14 protein-coding genes are annotated in these 16568 nt (G+C 62.9%); 4 read left to right on the top strand and 10 right to left on the bottom strand.

Translation table 11 applies throughout. From position 1 onward, the window contains the following. Positions 1 to 2: 2 nt before the first annotated feature. Positions 3 to 1703 carry an MFS transporter gene (locus C4S68_RS19815; protein WP_103934866.1) on the bottom strand — a complete coding sequence of 567 codons (1701 nt, stop codon included), beginning with the start codon at positions 1701 to 1703 and terminating at the stop codon, positions 3 to 5. A gap of 93 nt (positions 1704 to 1796) precedes the next feature. Between C4S68_RS19815 and C4S68_RS19810 the strand changes: the two genes are divergently transcribed. Beyond that, positions 1797 to 2771, top strand: coding sequence for a hypothetical protein (locus C4S68_RS19810; protein ID WP_103934865.1), 975 nt, complete (start codon positions 1797 to 1799; stop codon positions 2769 to 2771). 121 nt (positions 2772 to 2892) lie between these two features. Here C4S68_RS19810 and C4S68_RS19805 read toward each other — a convergent pair whose 3' ends face one another. The 8 genes from C4S68_RS19805 to C4S68_RS19770 all read right to left on the bottom strand — a co-directional run bounded on the left by C4S68_RS19805 (position 2893) and on the right by C4S68_RS19770 (position 12649). Next, entirely contained in the window at positions 2893 to 3093 is a 201-nt protein-coding gene (locus C4S68_RS19805; protein ID WP_103934864.1) for a cold-shock protein, read from the bottom strand. A gap of 168 nt (positions 3094 to 3261) precedes the next feature. Continuing rightward, positions 3262 to 3990 carry a (d)CMP kinase gene (gene cmk, locus C4S68_RS19800; RefSeq protein ID WP_103934863.1) on the bottom strand — a complete coding sequence of 243 codons (729 nt, stop codon included), beginning with the start codon at positions 3988 to 3990 and terminating at the stop codon, positions 3262 to 3264. A 9-nt stretch (positions 3991 to 3999) separates the two neighbouring features. Further along, complete coding sequence (locus C4S68_RS19795) at positions 4000 to 6447, bottom strand: hypothetical protein (RefSeq protein WP_103934862.1); 2448 nt, start codon at positions 6445 to 6447, stop codon at positions 4000 to 4002. A gap of 145 nt (positions 6448 to 6592) precedes the next feature. Next, complete coding sequence (gene mutL / locus C4S68_RS19790) at positions 6593 to 8614, bottom strand: DNA mismatch repair endonuclease MutL (RefSeq protein ID WP_103934861.1); 2022 nt, start codon at positions 8612 to 8614, stop codon at positions 6593 to 6595. Between the two features lie 153 nt (positions 8615 to 8767). Then, complete coding sequence (locus C4S68_RS24015) at positions 8768 to 9142, bottom strand: four helix bundle protein (RefSeq protein ID WP_103934860.1); 375 nt, start codon at positions 9140 to 9142, stop codon at positions 8768 to 8770. Between the two features lie 243 nt (positions 9143 to 9385). Continuing rightward, the gene (pyk, locus tag C4S68_RS19780; protein ID WP_235011736.1) at positions 9386 to 10840 is read right to left on the bottom strand and encodes a pyruvate kinase; all 1455 of its coding nucleotides are present in this window, start codon (positions 10838 to 10840) and stop codon (positions 9386 to 9388) included. 85 nt (positions 10841 to 10925) lie between these two features. After that, positions 10926 to 12056 carry a YihY/virulence factor BrkB family protein gene (locus C4S68_RS19775; RefSeq protein ID WP_103934858.1) on the bottom strand — a complete coding sequence of 377 codons (1131 nt, stop codon included), beginning with the start codon at positions 12054 to 12056 and terminating at the stop codon, positions 10926 to 10928. Between the two features lie 59 nt (positions 12057 to 12115). Next, positions 12116 to 12649, bottom strand: a complete 534-nt coding sequence (locus C4S68_RS19770; RefSeq protein ID WP_235011735.1) for a thioredoxin family protein — start codon at positions 12647 to 12649, stop codon at positions 12116 to 12118. A gap of 217 nt (positions 12650 to 12866) precedes the next feature. On the opposite strand from C4S68_RS19770, the gene C4S68_RS19765 reads away from it, so the two are divergent. Both C4S68_RS19765 and C4S68_RS19760 read left to right on the top strand, forming a co-directional pair. Then, positions 12867 to 13868 (top strand): alpha/beta hydrolase, encoded by a 1002-nt coding sequence (locus C4S68_RS19765; RefSeq protein ID WP_160115255.1) that lies wholly within the window; start codon positions 12867 to 12869, stop codon positions 13866 to 13868. A gap of 54 nt (positions 13869 to 13922) precedes the next feature. Further along, positions 13923 to 14222, top strand: a complete 300-nt coding sequence (locus tag C4S68_RS19760) for a hypothetical protein (protein ID WP_103934856.1) — start codon at positions 13923 to 13925, stop codon at positions 14220 to 14222. Between the two features lie 16 nt (positions 14223 to 14238). Here the strand turns inward: C4S68_RS19760 and C4S68_RS19755 are convergent, their stop codons facing one another. Beyond that, complete coding sequence (locus C4S68_RS19755; protein ID WP_235011734.1) at positions 14239 to 15477, bottom strand: VWA domain-containing protein; 1239 nt, start codon at positions 15475 to 15477, stop codon at positions 14239 to 14241. A 154-nt stretch (positions 15478 to 15631) separates the two neighbouring features. Between C4S68_RS19755 and C4S68_RS19750 the strand changes: the two genes are divergently transcribed. Continuing rightward, complete coding sequence (locus C4S68_RS19750; protein ID WP_146072242.1) at positions 15632 to 16372, top strand: methyltransferase domain-containing protein; 741 nt, start codon at positions 15632 to 15634, stop codon at positions 16370 to 16372. The last annotated feature ends 196 nt before the right edge of the window (positions 16373 to 16568 follow it).

The following is a 16568-nucleotide window of genomic DNA, read 5'->3' as shown; positions in this document are numbered from 1 at the left end:
CGCTACGCTTCATCACGTGGGTCAGCAGGGCCGACTTCCGCAACCCAGACCTGGTGCGACACGCGCGGCGGCTCATCGCCTTCGTGCATCTCCCACACACGCTTGCGAAGCCCCTGATCATCCGCAGTCGTCCGCTCGCGGGAGCGCAGATACTCCAGCCAGCTCTCCATGATGAAGGTCTCGTTGATGTGCTCGGGGTTGGCAGCATCGCGATAGATGCCCCAGCGCACCGCGCCATCACGCAAGCGCGCGCCCTTCAGCTCATGGATCGCTGTGGCAAATGCAATGTAGTTGGCCTGCGGAATCCTGTAATGCACCGAGATGCGCACCGGGCCATCGTCTGGCTGCGGCGTCGCTGCCAGCGTAGGCAAAGGACGCTTCCACTCGTACGGCGTAAGGTCCGGCAGCGAGCCTTTGAGGATGTGAATGCGCGACGTGAACGGTATGCTCACCGCCATACCCACCGCAGCGCACAGCATCGCCACCCGCACCGAGCTGTGCTCCGCAATCATGCCCCACGTCACGCTGCCCAGCGCGAGCCCACCCTGGAAGGTCATCATGTACGTGCCCAGCGCGCGCGCATACACCCAGCCCGGCACCGATAGCTGCACACTCACGTTGAGCGTAGACATCGTCGAAGTCCACGCGAAGCCTGCTCCCAGCAGCACAGGGATAATGATCCACGGCTGCGGCACCAGAGCGAGCACCAGGAAGACAATCACGTAGTACACGCCGGTAATCGCGAGCAGCGTATCGGCATCGATGCGCTTGCGGATACGCGCCAGTGTCCCTGCAGCAACAACAGCCCCGAGACCAAGGCAGCCATTGAGGATGCCATACCCCATCGCCCCGCTCAACGAGCTGCGATGCAGGTCCTTCTTCGCCAGCACCGCCAGCAGCGACCACACCGCCGACACGAAGAACGCAAAGATGAACGCGCGGATCAACGGCCCCTGCACGTTCGGCGCATAGCGAAGATACCGCAGCCCCGAACGCACCGAACCCGCAATGCGCTCGGCCGGCAGTGCGGACTTGAACAGCGGCTTGCGCTTCCACTTCCATAGAATCCAGATGACTCCGGCAAAGGAGAGCGAGTTCAGAGCGAACACCCACGCCGCACCGGTACGCGCATGAGTAAAGGCCGCAACCATCAGGCCACCGAACGCCGGCCCCAACGCACGCGCAATATTGTTGCTCGCAGCGTTCAACGTGACCGCGTTGGGCAGCTCCTCGTGCGGCACAAGCTCCGGCACAATGGCCTGCCACGCGGGGTTGTTCATCGACGAACCGATGTTCAGCAGGAACGTGAGAAACAACAGCATCACCGGCGAGATGATGTTCGCAAAGGTCAGCACCGCAAGCAGCGCCACGGTCGCCAGCATCCACCATTGCCAGATGAGCAGCAGCCTGCGCCGATCGAAGATGTCCGCCGTGGCGCCGGCAAGCAGGCCGAGAAACAGCACAGGAAGGCTCGCAGCTGTCTGCATCAGTGCGATTAGTAGCGGCGACGACGTGAGCGCGGTCATCAGCCACGTGCCTGCCGTATCCTGCATCCACGTGCCGACGTTCGATACCGTGGCCGCGATGAAGCGATCACGAAAGAGCGGCAGCCTCAGCGGGCCAAACGCATCCCCGGAGTGGTCCGGCGGAGGGCTCGCGGGCGTACCGAGGTCAGTTGAATCGACGTGTGCTGTCTCTCCCACGCTGGCTTGGAGCTCCTTCAGATAGCAGATTCGCGGAGCTTCCAGGAACCACGGTGCGAGCGCGGCGAAGCCCCAGACTCTAGAATCGCAGACATGGGGTTGCGTGTCGCGCTACTGGTCTCCGTCCTTGTGAACATCGCGCAACCGCTGTCCGCGCAGGTCGCCGGCAATGAGGTGCAGCAACAACCGCCAGCGCTCGATGTGCGTGCATTAATGCTCGAGGTCGAGCAGAATCAGCGTCGCTTCGAGGCCGCGCGACGTGACTACATCTATCACGTGCACGAGGTCGAAGACGACTTCGACGGCCACGAGCGTGTGAAGAAGACCACCGTCACCGACTCCGAAAGCCTCAGCATCGATGGCGTGCGCGTCGACAAGATCGTCGCGAAGAACGGCCATCCCCTCACGCCGGACGAGCAGAAGAAGGAAGACGAACGCGTCGACAAGCAGGTTGCCAAGGCAAAGGAACGCCGCGCGAAGAATGATGGTAAAGGCCGCGAGACCGATCCGCAGGGCAACGAGATCACGCCCGTCTCCCGCATTCTCGAGCTCGGTGCCTTCAGCAACCCGCGCCACGTCGTCCTCGATGGCAGACCAGCCATTCTGTTGGACTACGCAGGCGATCCACGCGCGAAGACGCGCAACAGCTTCGAAGGCATCATCCGGGATCTCGTCGGGCAGGTGTGGATCGACGAAAAGGATCACGTGCTGGTTCGTGGCGAGGGCCGGTTTCTCAACGACTTCAAGCTCGCCGGAGGTCTGCTCGTGGACATCCACGCGGGCTTCCACTTCGAGTTCCGCACCACCAAGGTCAATGACGAGGTGTGGCTGCCACAGAAGATTGAAGGCGAAGGCTCAGCCCGGGTGCTCATCTTCGCGCACGTACGCGGTCACGTCGTCGTGACCACCTCCGACTACCGGAAGTTCCGCACGTCGACGACCATCATTCCTTCGAACCGGCTCATTGGCCCTGACGGAGAGCCGCTGCCCGAGCAGCCCACCCGGGAACAACCTGCATCGCAGCAGCCAGGCGGCTCCTCCCCATCGACGACGCCACCTCCGGTATAGCCGGAAAGGCCTCAGAAAGAATGGGGCACCGAAGACGCAAAAAGGGAACAGACCCACCTGTCCCCTCTTGCGAGAAATACATCAAATTGTTGGTTTGGTCGCGGATTCGCTCCGCAACAGACTACAGAGGCTGAACGTCGGAAGCCTGCCAGCCCTTGGGTCCCTTGACCACATTGAACTGAACAGCCTGGCCTTCCTGCAGGCTCTTGAAGCCGTTGGTCATGATGGCCGAGTAGTGCACGAACACATCTTCACCGTTCTGACGGCTGATGAAGCCAAAACCCTTGGCGTCGTTGAACCACTTCACTGTTCCCTGTTCCATGTCTCGCAAATCCTTGTGTGATTGATCTTTTGACGCTGAATCCAAATCGGGGCTTCGGCCAGGAAGGACCCTGCTGAAAACCAACTTGTTTCAAACGATGTGAGGATGTTAGCACGCTTGGCAAATTTTTCTAGCGAAAAATTCAATATCCAAAGGACTGCACCGCAGCTAGTGCAGCTGTGGCTCCGGAACGTGCTCTCTCACAATGGCTTCCGCGCGAGACAGCACCTCATCGAGAGTAAGTTCCGTCGAATCCAGCGTCACCGCATCCGGTGCAGCGCGAAGCGGCGATTCTGCACGATTCCGGTCGCGTTCGTCACGTTCCTTCAGCTCTTTAATGATTGCCTCTTCAGGCTTCGCGGCTACGCTCGGACCTACCTGCAGATAGCGTCGGCCGCCCCGGACTTCCGGTGCCGCATCGAGGAAGATCTTTACTTCGGCATCGGGAAATACAACCGTCCCGATATCTCGGCCTTCCATGACAACGCCACCCTGTTTGCCCATCACACGCTGCAGGTCAACCATCCACGCACGCACCCGGGGATGAACGCTGATCCGGCTCGCGGCACTTGTTACGTCCGTGTCGCGTACGCGTCGTGAGACATCCACGCCATCGAGAAATACCCTGTTGCCCTCGCGCTGCGGCTCGAGACCGATGCGCGTCTGTTCCGCGAGTTCCATCAGGGCCGATTCATCGGTGAAGTCGATGTCCGCGTCGATGGCCTTGAGCGCCAGTGCACGGTACATCGCACCCGTCTCCAGGTTCAGGAAGCCGAAGCGCCGCGCGAGGTGCGCGGCCATCGTGCTCTTGCCCGCGCCCGCCGGCCCGTCAATAGCAATCACGGGGCGGCGGCGCGTGGCAGTCGGTGTCTCAGTTCCAGGTACAGTCTGCGTCATCGGTCGGGGCTACTCTTCGGATTGTCCGCCACCGCCCTGTGGACGACTCGGACGGGTCGGGCGATACGCTCCCGGCTTCGCCACAAAACCGCCGCTCGGCTTGCCAGCGAATCGTCCCGCAGGCTTGCTGAACCCAGGCTTGGCACCAAAGGGCTTGCGGTCGCCAAACGACTTCCGCTCGCCACCAAACGACGGCTTCGAGCCAAACGGCTTGCGGTCACCAAACGATTTACGCTCACCGCCAAACGAAGGCTTCGCTCCGAACGGCTTGCGGTCGCCAAACGACTTACGCTCGCCACCAAACGACGGCTTCGCGCCTAACGGCTTGCGATCTCCACCAGAGAACGGCTTGCGGTCGCCAAACGATTTACGCTCACCACCAAAGGAAGGCTTCGCGCCGAAGGGTTTGCGATCTCCACCTGCGAACGGCTTGCGATCACCAAACGATTTCCGCTCACCACCAAACGAAGGCTTCGCGCCAAACGGCTTGCGATCTCCACCTGCGAAGGGCTTGCGGTCGCCAAACGACTTGCGCTCACCTCCGAAGGAGGGCTTCGCGCCGAAGGGCTTGCGATCTCCAAAAGGCTTACGCTCTCCACCGAAGGACGGTGCGCGGTCTCCGAACGGCTTGCGCTCGCCGCCAAACGAAGGCTTTGCGCCGAAAGGCTTCCTGTCGCCACCGCCGAAGGACTTGCGCTCACCGAACGGCTTACGCTCGCCGCCACCAAAGGACTTGCGCTCGCCACCGAACGAAGGCTTCGCTCCAAACGGCTTGCGATCACCTCCGCCGAACGGCTTGCGATCCCCAAACGGCTTGCGGTCGCCAAACCCACCAACGCGTGGAGCGCCGAAGGCCTTCTTCACAAATGGCTTGCGCTCGCCCGAACCTTCGTGGTTCCCGCCATAACGCGGGGATGGCTTCCAGCTGCTGCGCTCTCCGCCCTCACGGCTGTCGAAGCTGCGGCGCTCGAACGAACGTCCCTCATCCTCAACCGGCTTGGGCTTGTCGAAGCGGCGCTTCTCAGGCGGAAGACCCTTCTCTTCGCGCGGTCCAAGCTGGCGAGCTTCCTTGTCCGCTGCGGCAAATCGCGCGAACGGATTCGGCTTCGCCGACTTGTCCTCTTCCCACGGGCGCGTAAACGCGTTGTCGTTGGCGCGCGCCGGCCGTGCCGGACGGTCACCACCGTCATCGCGACGCGGACGTGCGGGACGATCCCCATAGGACTTGCTGCCGTAGGACGGCTTGCTGCCAAACGAAGGCTTGCGGTCCGACGATGACTTGCGATCGTACGAAGGCTTGCTGCCGTACGACGGCTTGCGGTCCGAGCTCGAAGCCCGATCCGAACCAGGAGCACGATCCGAGCCACCAGCTGCGCTCCGGTTGAACGGGCGGCGTTCGCGATCCGACGGCGGACCTTCACGGCGGGGACGATCGCTCGGCGCCCGGCGTGGCGCGCCCTCTGTACGAGACACCGGCTTGCCGCGAAGCTCATGGCTGCGGTCCGACGAGAAGCTGCGAATGCGCGGGGCATCCTCGCCCTCGGCGCCTTCAGAGGCCTCACCTTCAACCGCTGCACCCTCTTCACCTTCAACCTCGGCGCCGCCAAACTCAGGCAGCGCACCGGGGATGTACATCAGCGTCTGGCCTTCGATCACAACGGTCTCGAGCTGACGTGCGCTGGTCAGTGCGGTCAGCACCTCGTGCACGCGCGAACCGGCTGCAACGTTCGACAGGAAGGCTGCAATCTGTTCTTCGCTGGCCGCAACAGCCTGCGCGAGGTACAACGAAAGGATGGCAGAGAGCGCCGTCGGTACGCCCGCGTTCGCTCCAGCCTTGATCGGCTTCAGGAAGCGGCGGGTGGTCAGCTCCCACAGCGTGACTTCGGCGTTCTGGCCGTACAGCGGCAGCACGCGAAGTTGGCCCCAGAGCTCGACGAGCGCGCGGATGACCGCGGCTTCGGTCAGCTCGCGGCCCAGCTCGCTGGCTACCTCAGCCGCCGAAAGAGCACCACGCTCAGCGAGCACCTCGTAGACCTTCACGGCCAACGGAGTAACGGTGAAGGATCCCGACGTCTGCGGCGGAAGCTTGTAGCCCTTGTCGCCACGCAGCGTGAACAGGTAGCTGAAGACCTGCGCGCTCACGACGAAGTCCGGCATCTCGCCCGGAAGACCCGCCAGGTTCAGCGGAACGGCGACGCCCTCGCTGACCATGCGTGCGATGTAGCTGCGCGCCGCGTGGATCTGCTCCGGGGTGGGCTCGGTGTTGGCAGCGCCCAGAGTCGCCTCGACGAGCGAGGGTGCGGGAGCCTTCGTGAAGGCCTCAAACGAGACCAGGCCAAGCGGCGCAAGCCACTCTTTGACAGCCTCGAGGGTCAGGGCAGCATCGCCATCCTGGCGCCAGATGTGCGAGCGCGCTGCGGTGAGCTGCTCCTGGGAAAATTGCGGTGTTGAACTCAAAACTTGTATCCCTTCAATGCCGCGTCCCATCCTCCGCCATGGCTTTCGCTGGGCGCGTCGACTGCAGCTCGGTTTGACCATGGACGTCGGGCGCGCGGACTCGCTGCGCCGACGGGAAAAACAGGCTCCGCGCAAGCCCTTAGAGCTAGATGCGCTGGAACGCCCGTTGAATGTCTTTTAAAGAATACCGCAATGCGATGGGGCGGCCATGCGGACAGCTGGTAGGATGTTCAGTTTTTCCCAACTCCCGGAGCAGCCAGTCGATCTTCGAGGGTTCCAGCGGCGTGTTGATCTTGATCGCCGCGTGGCAAGCGATCGATGCCGCAATCCGCGTCCGGCGAGCCTCTTCGTTCTCCGCCTGGGCCGTCCGCTCGGTCACTGCCAGCACCTCTTCCAGCGTCCGTTCGAGCTCCCGCCCGTCCAGCCCCACGGGGGTCGCCTTCACCGCTAGCGTCCGCGGGCCAAACGGCTCCGCCTCAATGCCGTTGCGGGCCAATTCCTCCGCAATCTCAGCAAAAGTGACCAACTGCGCGGGCTGCAGCTCCACCAGGACGGGCATCAGCAACCGCTGCCGCTGCACCTTTTCGATCTCCCGCTCGCGCAGAATCTTCTCAAACAGCACCCTCTCGTGGGCCACATGCTGGTCTACAATCCACAGGCCTTCCTCGTTGGTCGCGAGGATGAACGAGTCCCGCAACTGCCCCAGGGGCCGTAGCGTCGCCAGCCCGTTCAGGGTCGGCTGCTGCTGTTGGTCGGCTGACCAGACGTTGCTCCAGGCAGGATTTCCCCCTTCGGCAGACGGCGCGGAAGGTATGTCGTATCCCACCGCAATTCCCGCGCCCTCAAACCCCAGCCGTCCCGGCGAAGGCGGAACCAGTCGCTCCGCGAGCGAAAATGCCTCCGCCTCGCTGGGATCGAGCGCGCCTTCGCTGAACCCCATAGCCTGCCCGGGCTCCAGCACCGCAGTCCCATCGCGGCCATCCTCCACCCGTTCCCGAGGATCGAACACAGCCGAATCCAGCCCGCTGATCGGACTCACATCCACCATCAGCGAAGCGCCCGCAGTCGGAGCGTTGCTCAGCGCCGCCACAAAGTTCGCCGCCGGCCGCGCCCGCATCAGGCCCGTTCGCACCGTGTCGCGGACAAAGTCATGCAGAAACGCCGTCTGCCGGAATCGCACCTCGGTCTTCGCCGGATGCACATTCACATCGACCTCTTCCGGAGGCATCTCCAGGAACAGCAGCACCACAGGAAACGACGTCGGCGGAATGATGTTGCGATACGCTTCGCTCAACGCATGCAGCATCAGCCGGTCCCGGATCAGCCGCCCGTTCACGAACACATAGATCGAGTTCCGGTTGAGTTTCTGCAGCTCCGGCTTGGAGATGAATCCGCTCAGCCGCAGGAATCCAGCTGGCGGCGCCTCATAGTCCGCCTCGCGCTTCCACGGCGGAGGCTCCGGGAGTCCCGACCGCGCGTAATCCATCTCCGCCGCGACGGGAATCATGTGCCGGTAGGTCTCGCCGCCGAAGAGCTGATACAGCCGCTCGCCTGCATCGGTGACCGCGGGTGCCGAGATCAGCGTCTGCGTCGACGTGTGCAGCTCAAAGTGCTTGTTCGGATGCGCCAGCGCGTAGTTCGTCACCAGCGCCGCAACATGGCCCAGCTCCGTCTGCTCACTGCGCAGGAATTTGCGCCGCGCGGGCGTATTGAAGAACAGGTCCCGCACCGCAATCGTGGTCCCCGGAGGCAGCCCCGCGTCCTCGACGCTCAGCATCTTGCCGCCGGCAATCTCAATCGCCGTGCCTACCTCATCGTCGGCCGCACGCGTCTGCAGCGACAGCCGCGAGACCGAGGCAATCGACGGCAACGCTTCACCGCGAAAGCCCAGCGTCGCAATCTTCAGCAGATCATCGGAACTCCGCAGCTTCGACGTCGCGTGGCGCTCGAAGCACAGCAACGCATCATCGCGCCCCATGCCATGCCCGTTGTCCACGATGCGGATCAGCTTGCGGCCGCCCGCCTCCACCTCGATCCGAATGCGCGTCGCGCCCGCATCGAGGGAGTTCTCCAGCAGCTCCTTCACCACCGAAGCAGGACGCTCGACGACCTCCCCGGCAGCAATCTGGTTCGCTACCTGGTCGGAAAGTACGTGAATGCGTCCCATAGAGAGAAGATACGAGATGCGAGATACGAGATGCGAGATAGAACGGTGGTTTCTGAAAGAAGCCGATAAGGAAACTGCGGAAATCGTCCCGTGCGATCACCTGCTGCAAGTGGTCAGGGAGCGGCCTTGGCACCTGGGCGGACAGTCCAACGCCTAAAGCGATTCTGCCCCTGGCTCGTTCAAACCCCGAATGGCCGAAGCCAGAATGCGACTGACCTCATCGCAAAGAGACTCACAGCGACCCAAACAAGCTCGCTCGCCGAGACCCACCTGTCCGCAAAGCAATAGCTGGGCCTCGACCTCGAACGCGGATCCTCTCGCTATGGAGAGAAAATGCGCCAACTGAGGACGCGTTCCCCGTCCATGGCCTTCCGCAATGTTGCTAACAATCGAGATGCTTGCGCGACGCAACTGGCTGGTCATGCCGTATAGCTCCTCACGCGGGAACCCGCGCGTTAGCTCATACACTTGCACGGACAGCTGCATTGCCTTTTGCCAGCCAATGAAATCAAGATAGGAACGATGCATAGCTCGTCGGTTCCTTTATGCGAGATGCGAGATGCGAGATGCGAGATAAAGCTACGCCTTTGTAGACGGCCCCTAGCAGGAATTCTCTTCGTGAGCCGCGAAATCTATGGCAGCCCAGTCTCTCGTCTTTCGCATCCAGTTCTAAGAATCTCGGATCTCATCTTTCGACTCCGTTCGAGCCAGCAGTCTCCTTCGTCAGCCGCTAACTTTAGACCAGCTTCGCATCTCGCATCTCGTATCTTCTTACCGATCCCCAATCACATGCAGCCGCATAAAGTTCGTCGCGCCCGACTTCGTCGCCGTGCCCGCCACGATACCCACAATCTGCTTCGGCTTCACATGGCCATGCGTCTCCAGAATCGTCTCCGCCATCTCCACCAGCTTGTCGGTGGAAGTGAAGCGCTCGCACTGGATAGGCTGCGTGCCCCACAGCAGCATCGCGCGATGCACCACGCTCTCGAACGGTGAGAGCACGAAGATCGGCGAGTCCGGGCGGTACTTCGAGAGCAGACGAGCCGTCGTACCCGTCTCGGTGAAGATCGCAATCGCTGCGAGATCGAGATCATCCGCCGAGTGCGCCATGCACTCGCAGATCGTCTCCGGGACGCTCAGCGTGCGGCGCTTGTGACGCAATGCGCGGTTGGAGACGAGCTCGATCTGCGACTCGGTCTCCATCACAATCTTCGCCATCATCGCGACCGCTTCGACCGGATACTTGCCCGCAGCAGACTCCGCCGAAAGCATCACGGCATCGGTGCCATCGTAGATCGCGTTCGCGACGTCCGAAGCCTCGGCCCTCGTCGGGCGCGGGTTGTCGATCATCGACTCCAGCATCTGCGTCGCCGTGATCACCGGCTTGCGGTACTCCAGCGAGCGGCGAATGATGTGCTTCTGGATCGCCGGAACCTTTTCGGGCGGCATCTCTACGCCCAGGTCGCCACGGGCCACCATGATGCCGTCGGATGCTTCGAGAATCGAGTCGAGATGATCGATCGCCTGAGGCTTCTCCAGCTTCGAGATCACCCACGCATCGAAGCCCAGCGCCGCGATGCGGCCCTTCACATACCGCACGTCATCCGCGGTCTGCACAAAGGAGACAGCGATCGAATCCACGCCTGCCTTCAGCGCGAACTCAAGATCAATCTCATCCTTCTCCGTCAGCGATGGCACCTTGATGGCAACGCCCGGAAGGTTGATGCCCTTCTTCTCGCCCAGCATGCCGCCGTTGATGATCTCGGTGACGACGTCAGCACCCTGAATCTCGATGACCCGCAGCTCGATCAGGCCGTCCGACAGCAGCACCTGGTCACCCGGTTTCAGGTTCTCGGCCAGCGTCGTGAAGACGGTGCTCACGCGCTCGGCGGTGCCTTCCATCTGCACAGGCGTGATGGTCAGGCGCTTGCCTGCCTCCAGCAGCACGGGCTTGTGGTCGACCAGCACGCCAGTGCGGATCTTCGGTCCCTGCAGGTCGGCGAGGATGCAGATGGGCTTGCACTCTTCCTTCGCCACCTTGCGGACCATTGCAATGAGCTCGGCCTTCTGCTCATGCGAACCGTGCGAAAAGTTCAGGCGGGCGACGTCCAGCCCCGCGCGTACCAGGCTCCGAAATACCTCTTCCGTGCTCGAAGCAGGCCCCAGCGTGGCGACGATTTTGGCGCGGCGCGACGTCATGGTCGCACCCTTGATTGTGGCTTCCATCAAACCCAGCATCCCCGCGGCCCGCCAGTCGGACCCGCTCTTTCCATGTGCAGTTAGTTGTCAGTCCGGTCAAACCTTCTACCGGCTATCCGTCTGACATTCTACCTGCGCCGCGCGCATTCGAGCGTGACCGTCTCCACCCCGGCGGCCAGCGCAGCGCAGCCAGCAGCTCCCGGGGATGCCCGGTAAAGCTCGGGCGGCCCTCCGCGGCGTTGCGGGAGTCCCTCGCCCGCTGCGCATTAAACTCAGCTCCCATCAGCACGCTGACGGCGATGATGTAAAGCCACACCAACAGCGCAATCGCCGCCCCCAGCGAACCGTAGACCCGCGAATAGTTCGCATATCGCGTCACATACAGTCCGAATATCAGCGTGGAGATGAACCACAGCCCCGTCGCCAGCGCCGCTCCCGGAAGGCTCGCGCGCCAGGTCCATTCCATACGCAGCAGGCTGAGCGGACGCCGCAGCGTCTCCCGGATCAACGGCTCGAGCCGAAGTTCGAGCCGCCGGTCCGGGTCCGTCCCAAGGTGGTAGATCAGTCCCAGGATCGCGACAGAGCCCGTCAGGGCTACGGTCCAGCGCAGCAGGACCGCAATCACATAGAACGTTCCCCGAAGATCGGTCGCGACCCACCCGGCGAGCTTCACCGTCAGGAAGTGCCCGAACATGACGAGCAGACTAGCTCCCGCCATGGGCAGAAGCGACAACGGCACCAGGACCAGCGCACGCATTCGCCGCGGCCAGAAGCTGCCGTGAATCTCCGGCAGGCCATGCGCACGGCGAAAGCCCTCCATCAGCGTGGACATGACATTCGCCGCACCGAACAGGCTCACCACCAGCGCGCTGAAGAGAGCCTTGGTCGTCTGTGGATTCTGGTGCGACTGAGAGAAGTACGCATCCAGCAGCGGCGCCACGTTGGAGGGCAGCACGCGATCGAAAAAGCCCGCCAGCTGCGAGCGCAGCGGCGCTGTGCCCGGCAACATTCCCACCACCGCCGCCGTCACGATCAGCGCCGGGAACAGCGCCAGGATGCTCGAGTACGCTGTCGCCTGGCCCACAGTAAAGACGTCGTGATCGATCGCCGAGAACACCGCCGCGCGCAGCAGCAGGATCCCTCGCAGGCAACGATGCATCGGCGTCACCACGAACCTCTTCAGGAGGTCCGCGGCGATCGTCTTGGAACCGTTGCGCGAAATGGTCTCGACTGCGCGCTCCATAGGGTCAGCGTTTGAGGCAGCTCACAGCAACGTGAGCGGTCCTCGTCAGAGTACTGCGTTTACTGCTTCCACTTATTCAGAAACGCCGTCACCGACTGCGCGTCCATGTGTCGCATGTCGGAGAACTCGTTGTTGCCCTGCGAATAAAGCAGCCTGCCATGTTCGTTCAGCACCGCCAGCGCCGGTACCCCCTTCGCCGGAACGCCGTAACGCTTGGCAATATCCAGGTTCGCGTCGATGTGCCCCACGTTGATCGGCACGATGATGAAGTGCTGGTTGATGATCTGCTGGTTCGGAGCCTGATGGAAGTACAGGAACAGCACCTGGCAATCGCCGCACCAGTCGCCACCGAAGTCGAGAATTACGCGCTTGTGCGTCTTGCGCGCTACCGCCAGGGCGTCGCGAATGTCACCGTTCGCCGCCTCGATCGTCGGATAGATGTGGTGCGGGTGCAAACCAACGGTCGCATCGTGCGGCAGGATCTGCGCTTGCATCGGCGCAGCCAACATCAACGGTGCCGCCAGCACTGCGGCCGCCAGCGCGGTGCGGAGTCCGCGAAGCAGTGTGTTGCGGGTATGTGTCTTCCCGGTCATGGAACTTCTCCTCTGTTGCTCGCCGTTCCCGCAGGAATCAAACTGCAGCGGGACTCGACGGCCCACCGTCGCTTCCTATCATCCGCCAACAGCACGGTACGCGCCATCGACCTGGAGCACGCAGGGTCTACCTTCTGGATGCTCCCGGACGTTGGAAGTTGCGGGCAGCCATGAGACGCAAGCCCGGTCTGACAGGTTACAGGTATGCTGTTGGGCCATGAGATCTCTTCCTCGTCTCCCCGGCGCAAGCTCCCTGCTGGCGGTCGTCGCCACCGCGGCCTCGCTCTTCTCCGCTGGCGCCCAGCAGCCGGCGGCATCGAACCTCGTCCACACGAAGATGCCCACCGGCTTCGGCATGATGCAGCCCCTGTGGGACGGCAAAGCTCCCGGGGCCGTCGGCGCCGAGGACGACGACCAGCCGAAGCTGTTCTGTTATCCCGCCACCGGCCCCGGACCGCACACCGCCGTCGTCGTGCTTCCCGGCGGAGGCTACAACCACCTCGTCATGGAGCAGGAGGGAGCCCACGAAGCGCGCTGGCTGCAGACCCACAACATCAGCGCCTGCGTGCTGCAGTACCGTCTCTCGCCGCGCTATCTGTACCCCTGGGCGATGGTCGATGGCCAGCGCGCCATGCGGCTGATGCGGTTCCACGCCAAAGACTGGGGCTTCCGTCCCGATGCCATCGGCGTGTGGGGCTTCTCCGCCGGAGGCCACCTCGCAGCATGGCTGGCCACCGCCGATCCGCATGGCGACGCGCGTTTCCGCGCCGACGGCACGTATGGGGAAGCGGTCCAAAGCGACGCCATTGACAAAGTCTCCGCACGTCCCGACTTCGCCATCCTCAACTACGCCCGCACCGACCTCGATCCCTCCATCCCCGGCACCAATGGCATGGAAGCCCTGACCGGCAAGAACGCTCCCCAGGTCCTCGTCGATGCCCTCAACCCCGTCCTGCACGTCACGAAGGAAACCTCACCGAGCCTCATCTACGCCACCGAACGCGACGAGAAGGTGAACTCGCTCAACGCAACCTCGTTCTTCAATGCGCTGCAGAAGGCCGGCGTCGATGCCGAGGTACACGTCTTTCAGCAGGGTCCGCACGGCACCCACATGGGCGACGATCAGCCCAGGTACCCCGAGCTTGCCGTCTATCCCCTGATCGTCGAGCACTGGCTCCAGCTGCACGGCTGGCTCACCGCGCCAACGGCAGAAAAGTAGGCGCGACCCGTCCCAACGCGAAACGCCCTGCAAAAGGAAGCCGTCCCAAAGGGCATGAATGATCGCGGTACCGGTTCGTCCACTCCCGATTTCCTGCTTGTGGTGATGCTTGTTTGCGCTCTGACGGGTGCGCTGACCAGCCTGGTCCCGACCTTCGTCCATCGCGGCAACGGCCAGGTGTGGTTCGGCCGCATTCCATGCCAGACCGAAAGCAACCGGGTTCGCTGCGATGGCAAAGACGCGCCGGGATTCGAGCTCGCCGATCCTACCGATCCAGCCCCGTGCGCCTCACGCGACGACGCCGAGATGGCCGATGCGAGTTGGAGCTCGGAGAACAGCTCCCAGCATCCCTGAGAGGCCCGGCGGCGGCTTACCGCGCCGCCCCCGTGTAGTACCCATCCCGCGTCTCGATCAGGGGCTTGCTCTTGCCAGCATCGCCGTTCAGCGTCAGAGCAATCGTGTGGTAGCCCTCTTTGGCAGCCTCGTCCGTGGGCGTAAAGCCCAGGCGGTACTGCGAGCGCAGCTCCTCACCGATCTGCGCGTAGATCGACTCCACCGTGTCCTTCTTCGACACCTCAAAGACCCGCCCTCCGGTCTCTCCGCACAGACGCTCCAGCACCTTCAGGCCATCGACGTTGGGCTTGTAGCCTCCACCACCCCCGTTGGGGTTATTGCCGCCGTTGGGATTGTTGCCGCCGCCATTTCCGCCGCCTCCGGGATAACCACCGCCACCGGGATAGCCCCCACCGCCGCCAGGGTAGCCACCGCCACCGCCCGGCCAGCCACCACCACCCATACCGCCGCGTCGCCCGCCGTTGCCGGGCCCACGATTCTGATCGCGCCTCTGCTCGCCCTTGTAATAGATCGCGTACACGATCGTGTCCGCGCGCTGCGCCGACTCAATCGCATCCGGCAGCCCTTCCTTGCTGCCGTTGTCCGCTCCATCGGTCAGCAGGATGATCGCCTTCCGGCCCTTCTGATTCGCCGTCACCTCGTCGTCGGCGAGGTACACCGCGTCATAAAGAGCCGTGCCGCCTCCATGCGCCCTGCGCCCTTCGCTGTCGACCTGCCCGCTGTTGTCCTGCGTCTTGAAGGTGGAACTTTCCGTCCCCAGCTCGCGCAGCGCTGCGGCCAGCTGCGGAACGGAGTCCGTCACATCGTTCAGCATCTCGATCTGGTGAGCAAACTGGATCACGAACGCCTTGTCAGCCGGGCGCGTTCCCTTGGCCGGCTGCAGCATCGTCTGCAGGAAGACCTGGCTCGCCTTGCGCTCATCGTCCAGGTGGTCCTGCATGCTGCGCGAAGCATCCACCACCAGCCCCAGCGTCAGCGGCACATCCGTGTCGTGATCGAAGTATTTGATCGTCTGCGGCTTTCCCGTCACCTGCAAGGCGAAGTCTGCCTGCTTCAGGTTGTTCTCAATAGCGCCCTTTTTGTCGCGCACCACCACCGGAACCACGACCAGCTTCGCCTCGACGGTAATCGTCGAAATAGGAGCTTCCGGCTTCTTCACCAGCACCGGTTTGTCGCTCTGCTGAGCAGGTGCTGCCAAGGGGGTTGACGCAGCCATCAGCAGGACACCCGCAGCCGCCAGGAAAGATCTATTCATCCGCATGTTCCAGTAGACGAGGGTACACCCGAAGCTGTTTCGCTCATCCTGCAGGCTGCCAGGTGCGCCGCGAACCGTACACTGGGGGAAGCAGATCCATCCCCTCCCCGGCGGGCTTGCCATGAGCCAGATCCGCGGCCTCGAAGGAGTCTGATTGCGACAACAGATCAAACGCATGGTGCCTAACGCCCTCCGTTGGCGGATTCACCAGCTCCGGTATTGGATCAGCGTCTTCCAGACCACGGCTCACGCAGGCGGGGAGAAGCGCTGCGTCATCTGTGGCTACACCGGCAAGTTCGGCACCGCAGGCATGCCGGTCCGCCCCGGAGCCGTTTGCCCCGTTTGCCGTTCAGGCGAACGCCATCGCCTGCTCTACAACACCATTGAGCAGCGCAACCTCCTCGACAACGTGAAGTGCGTCGTACACTTCGCGCCCGAGAGGTGTGTCGGCGAGATCATTCGCAAGCGCGTCCCTGAATACATCAGTGCGGATATCGTGCCCGGTCGCGGCGGCCGCGTCCTCAACATCGAGAAGATCGACCTGCCGGACAGCTCCGCCGAGCTCGTGCTCGCGCTTCACATCCTTGAGCATGTGGACGACAGGAAATCGCTCGCCGAGATACACCGCATCCTCACGCCGGATGGCGTTCTGATCACCGCTGTTCCCATCATCGAAGCCTGGTCCAGGACCTACGAAAACCCCGCCATCAAGACCGAAGCAGACCGCGAGCGTCACTTCGGAGCCTCCGACCACGTCCGCTTCTACGGTCGAGACTTCCGCGACCGTCTCGTCGCAGCCGGCTTCACCTACGAAGAGTGCATGGCCGGGGGCGACGACTCCGTGAAGTTCGGCTACGTCCGCGGCGACTGCATCTTTCTCTGCAGGAAGGCGTAAAGCCTTTTTCCCCGGGCTGCAGCTACCTTTGGTTTGTCATTCCCGCCGGGAATCTGCGTTTTGGATCGTGTGCGACGCCCCTGAAAAGACGGCGCTTTACATGTGGTGTATCAGCAGGTTATTTACGTTGAGTCCAGATCGGCTGATGGGAGGTTTTCGATCGAGGCTGGTATGAGGTCGATGCCAGTTGTACTGG

The organism is Bryocella elongata (assembly GCF_900108185.1).
Taxonomy (GTDB): domain Bacteria; phylum Acidobacteriota; class Terriglobia; order Terriglobales; family Acidobacteriaceae; genus Granulicella; species Granulicella elongata.
The sequence above is the reverse complement of the archived record's forward strand: the minus strand, read 5'-3'. Positions and strand labels throughout refer to the sequence as shown.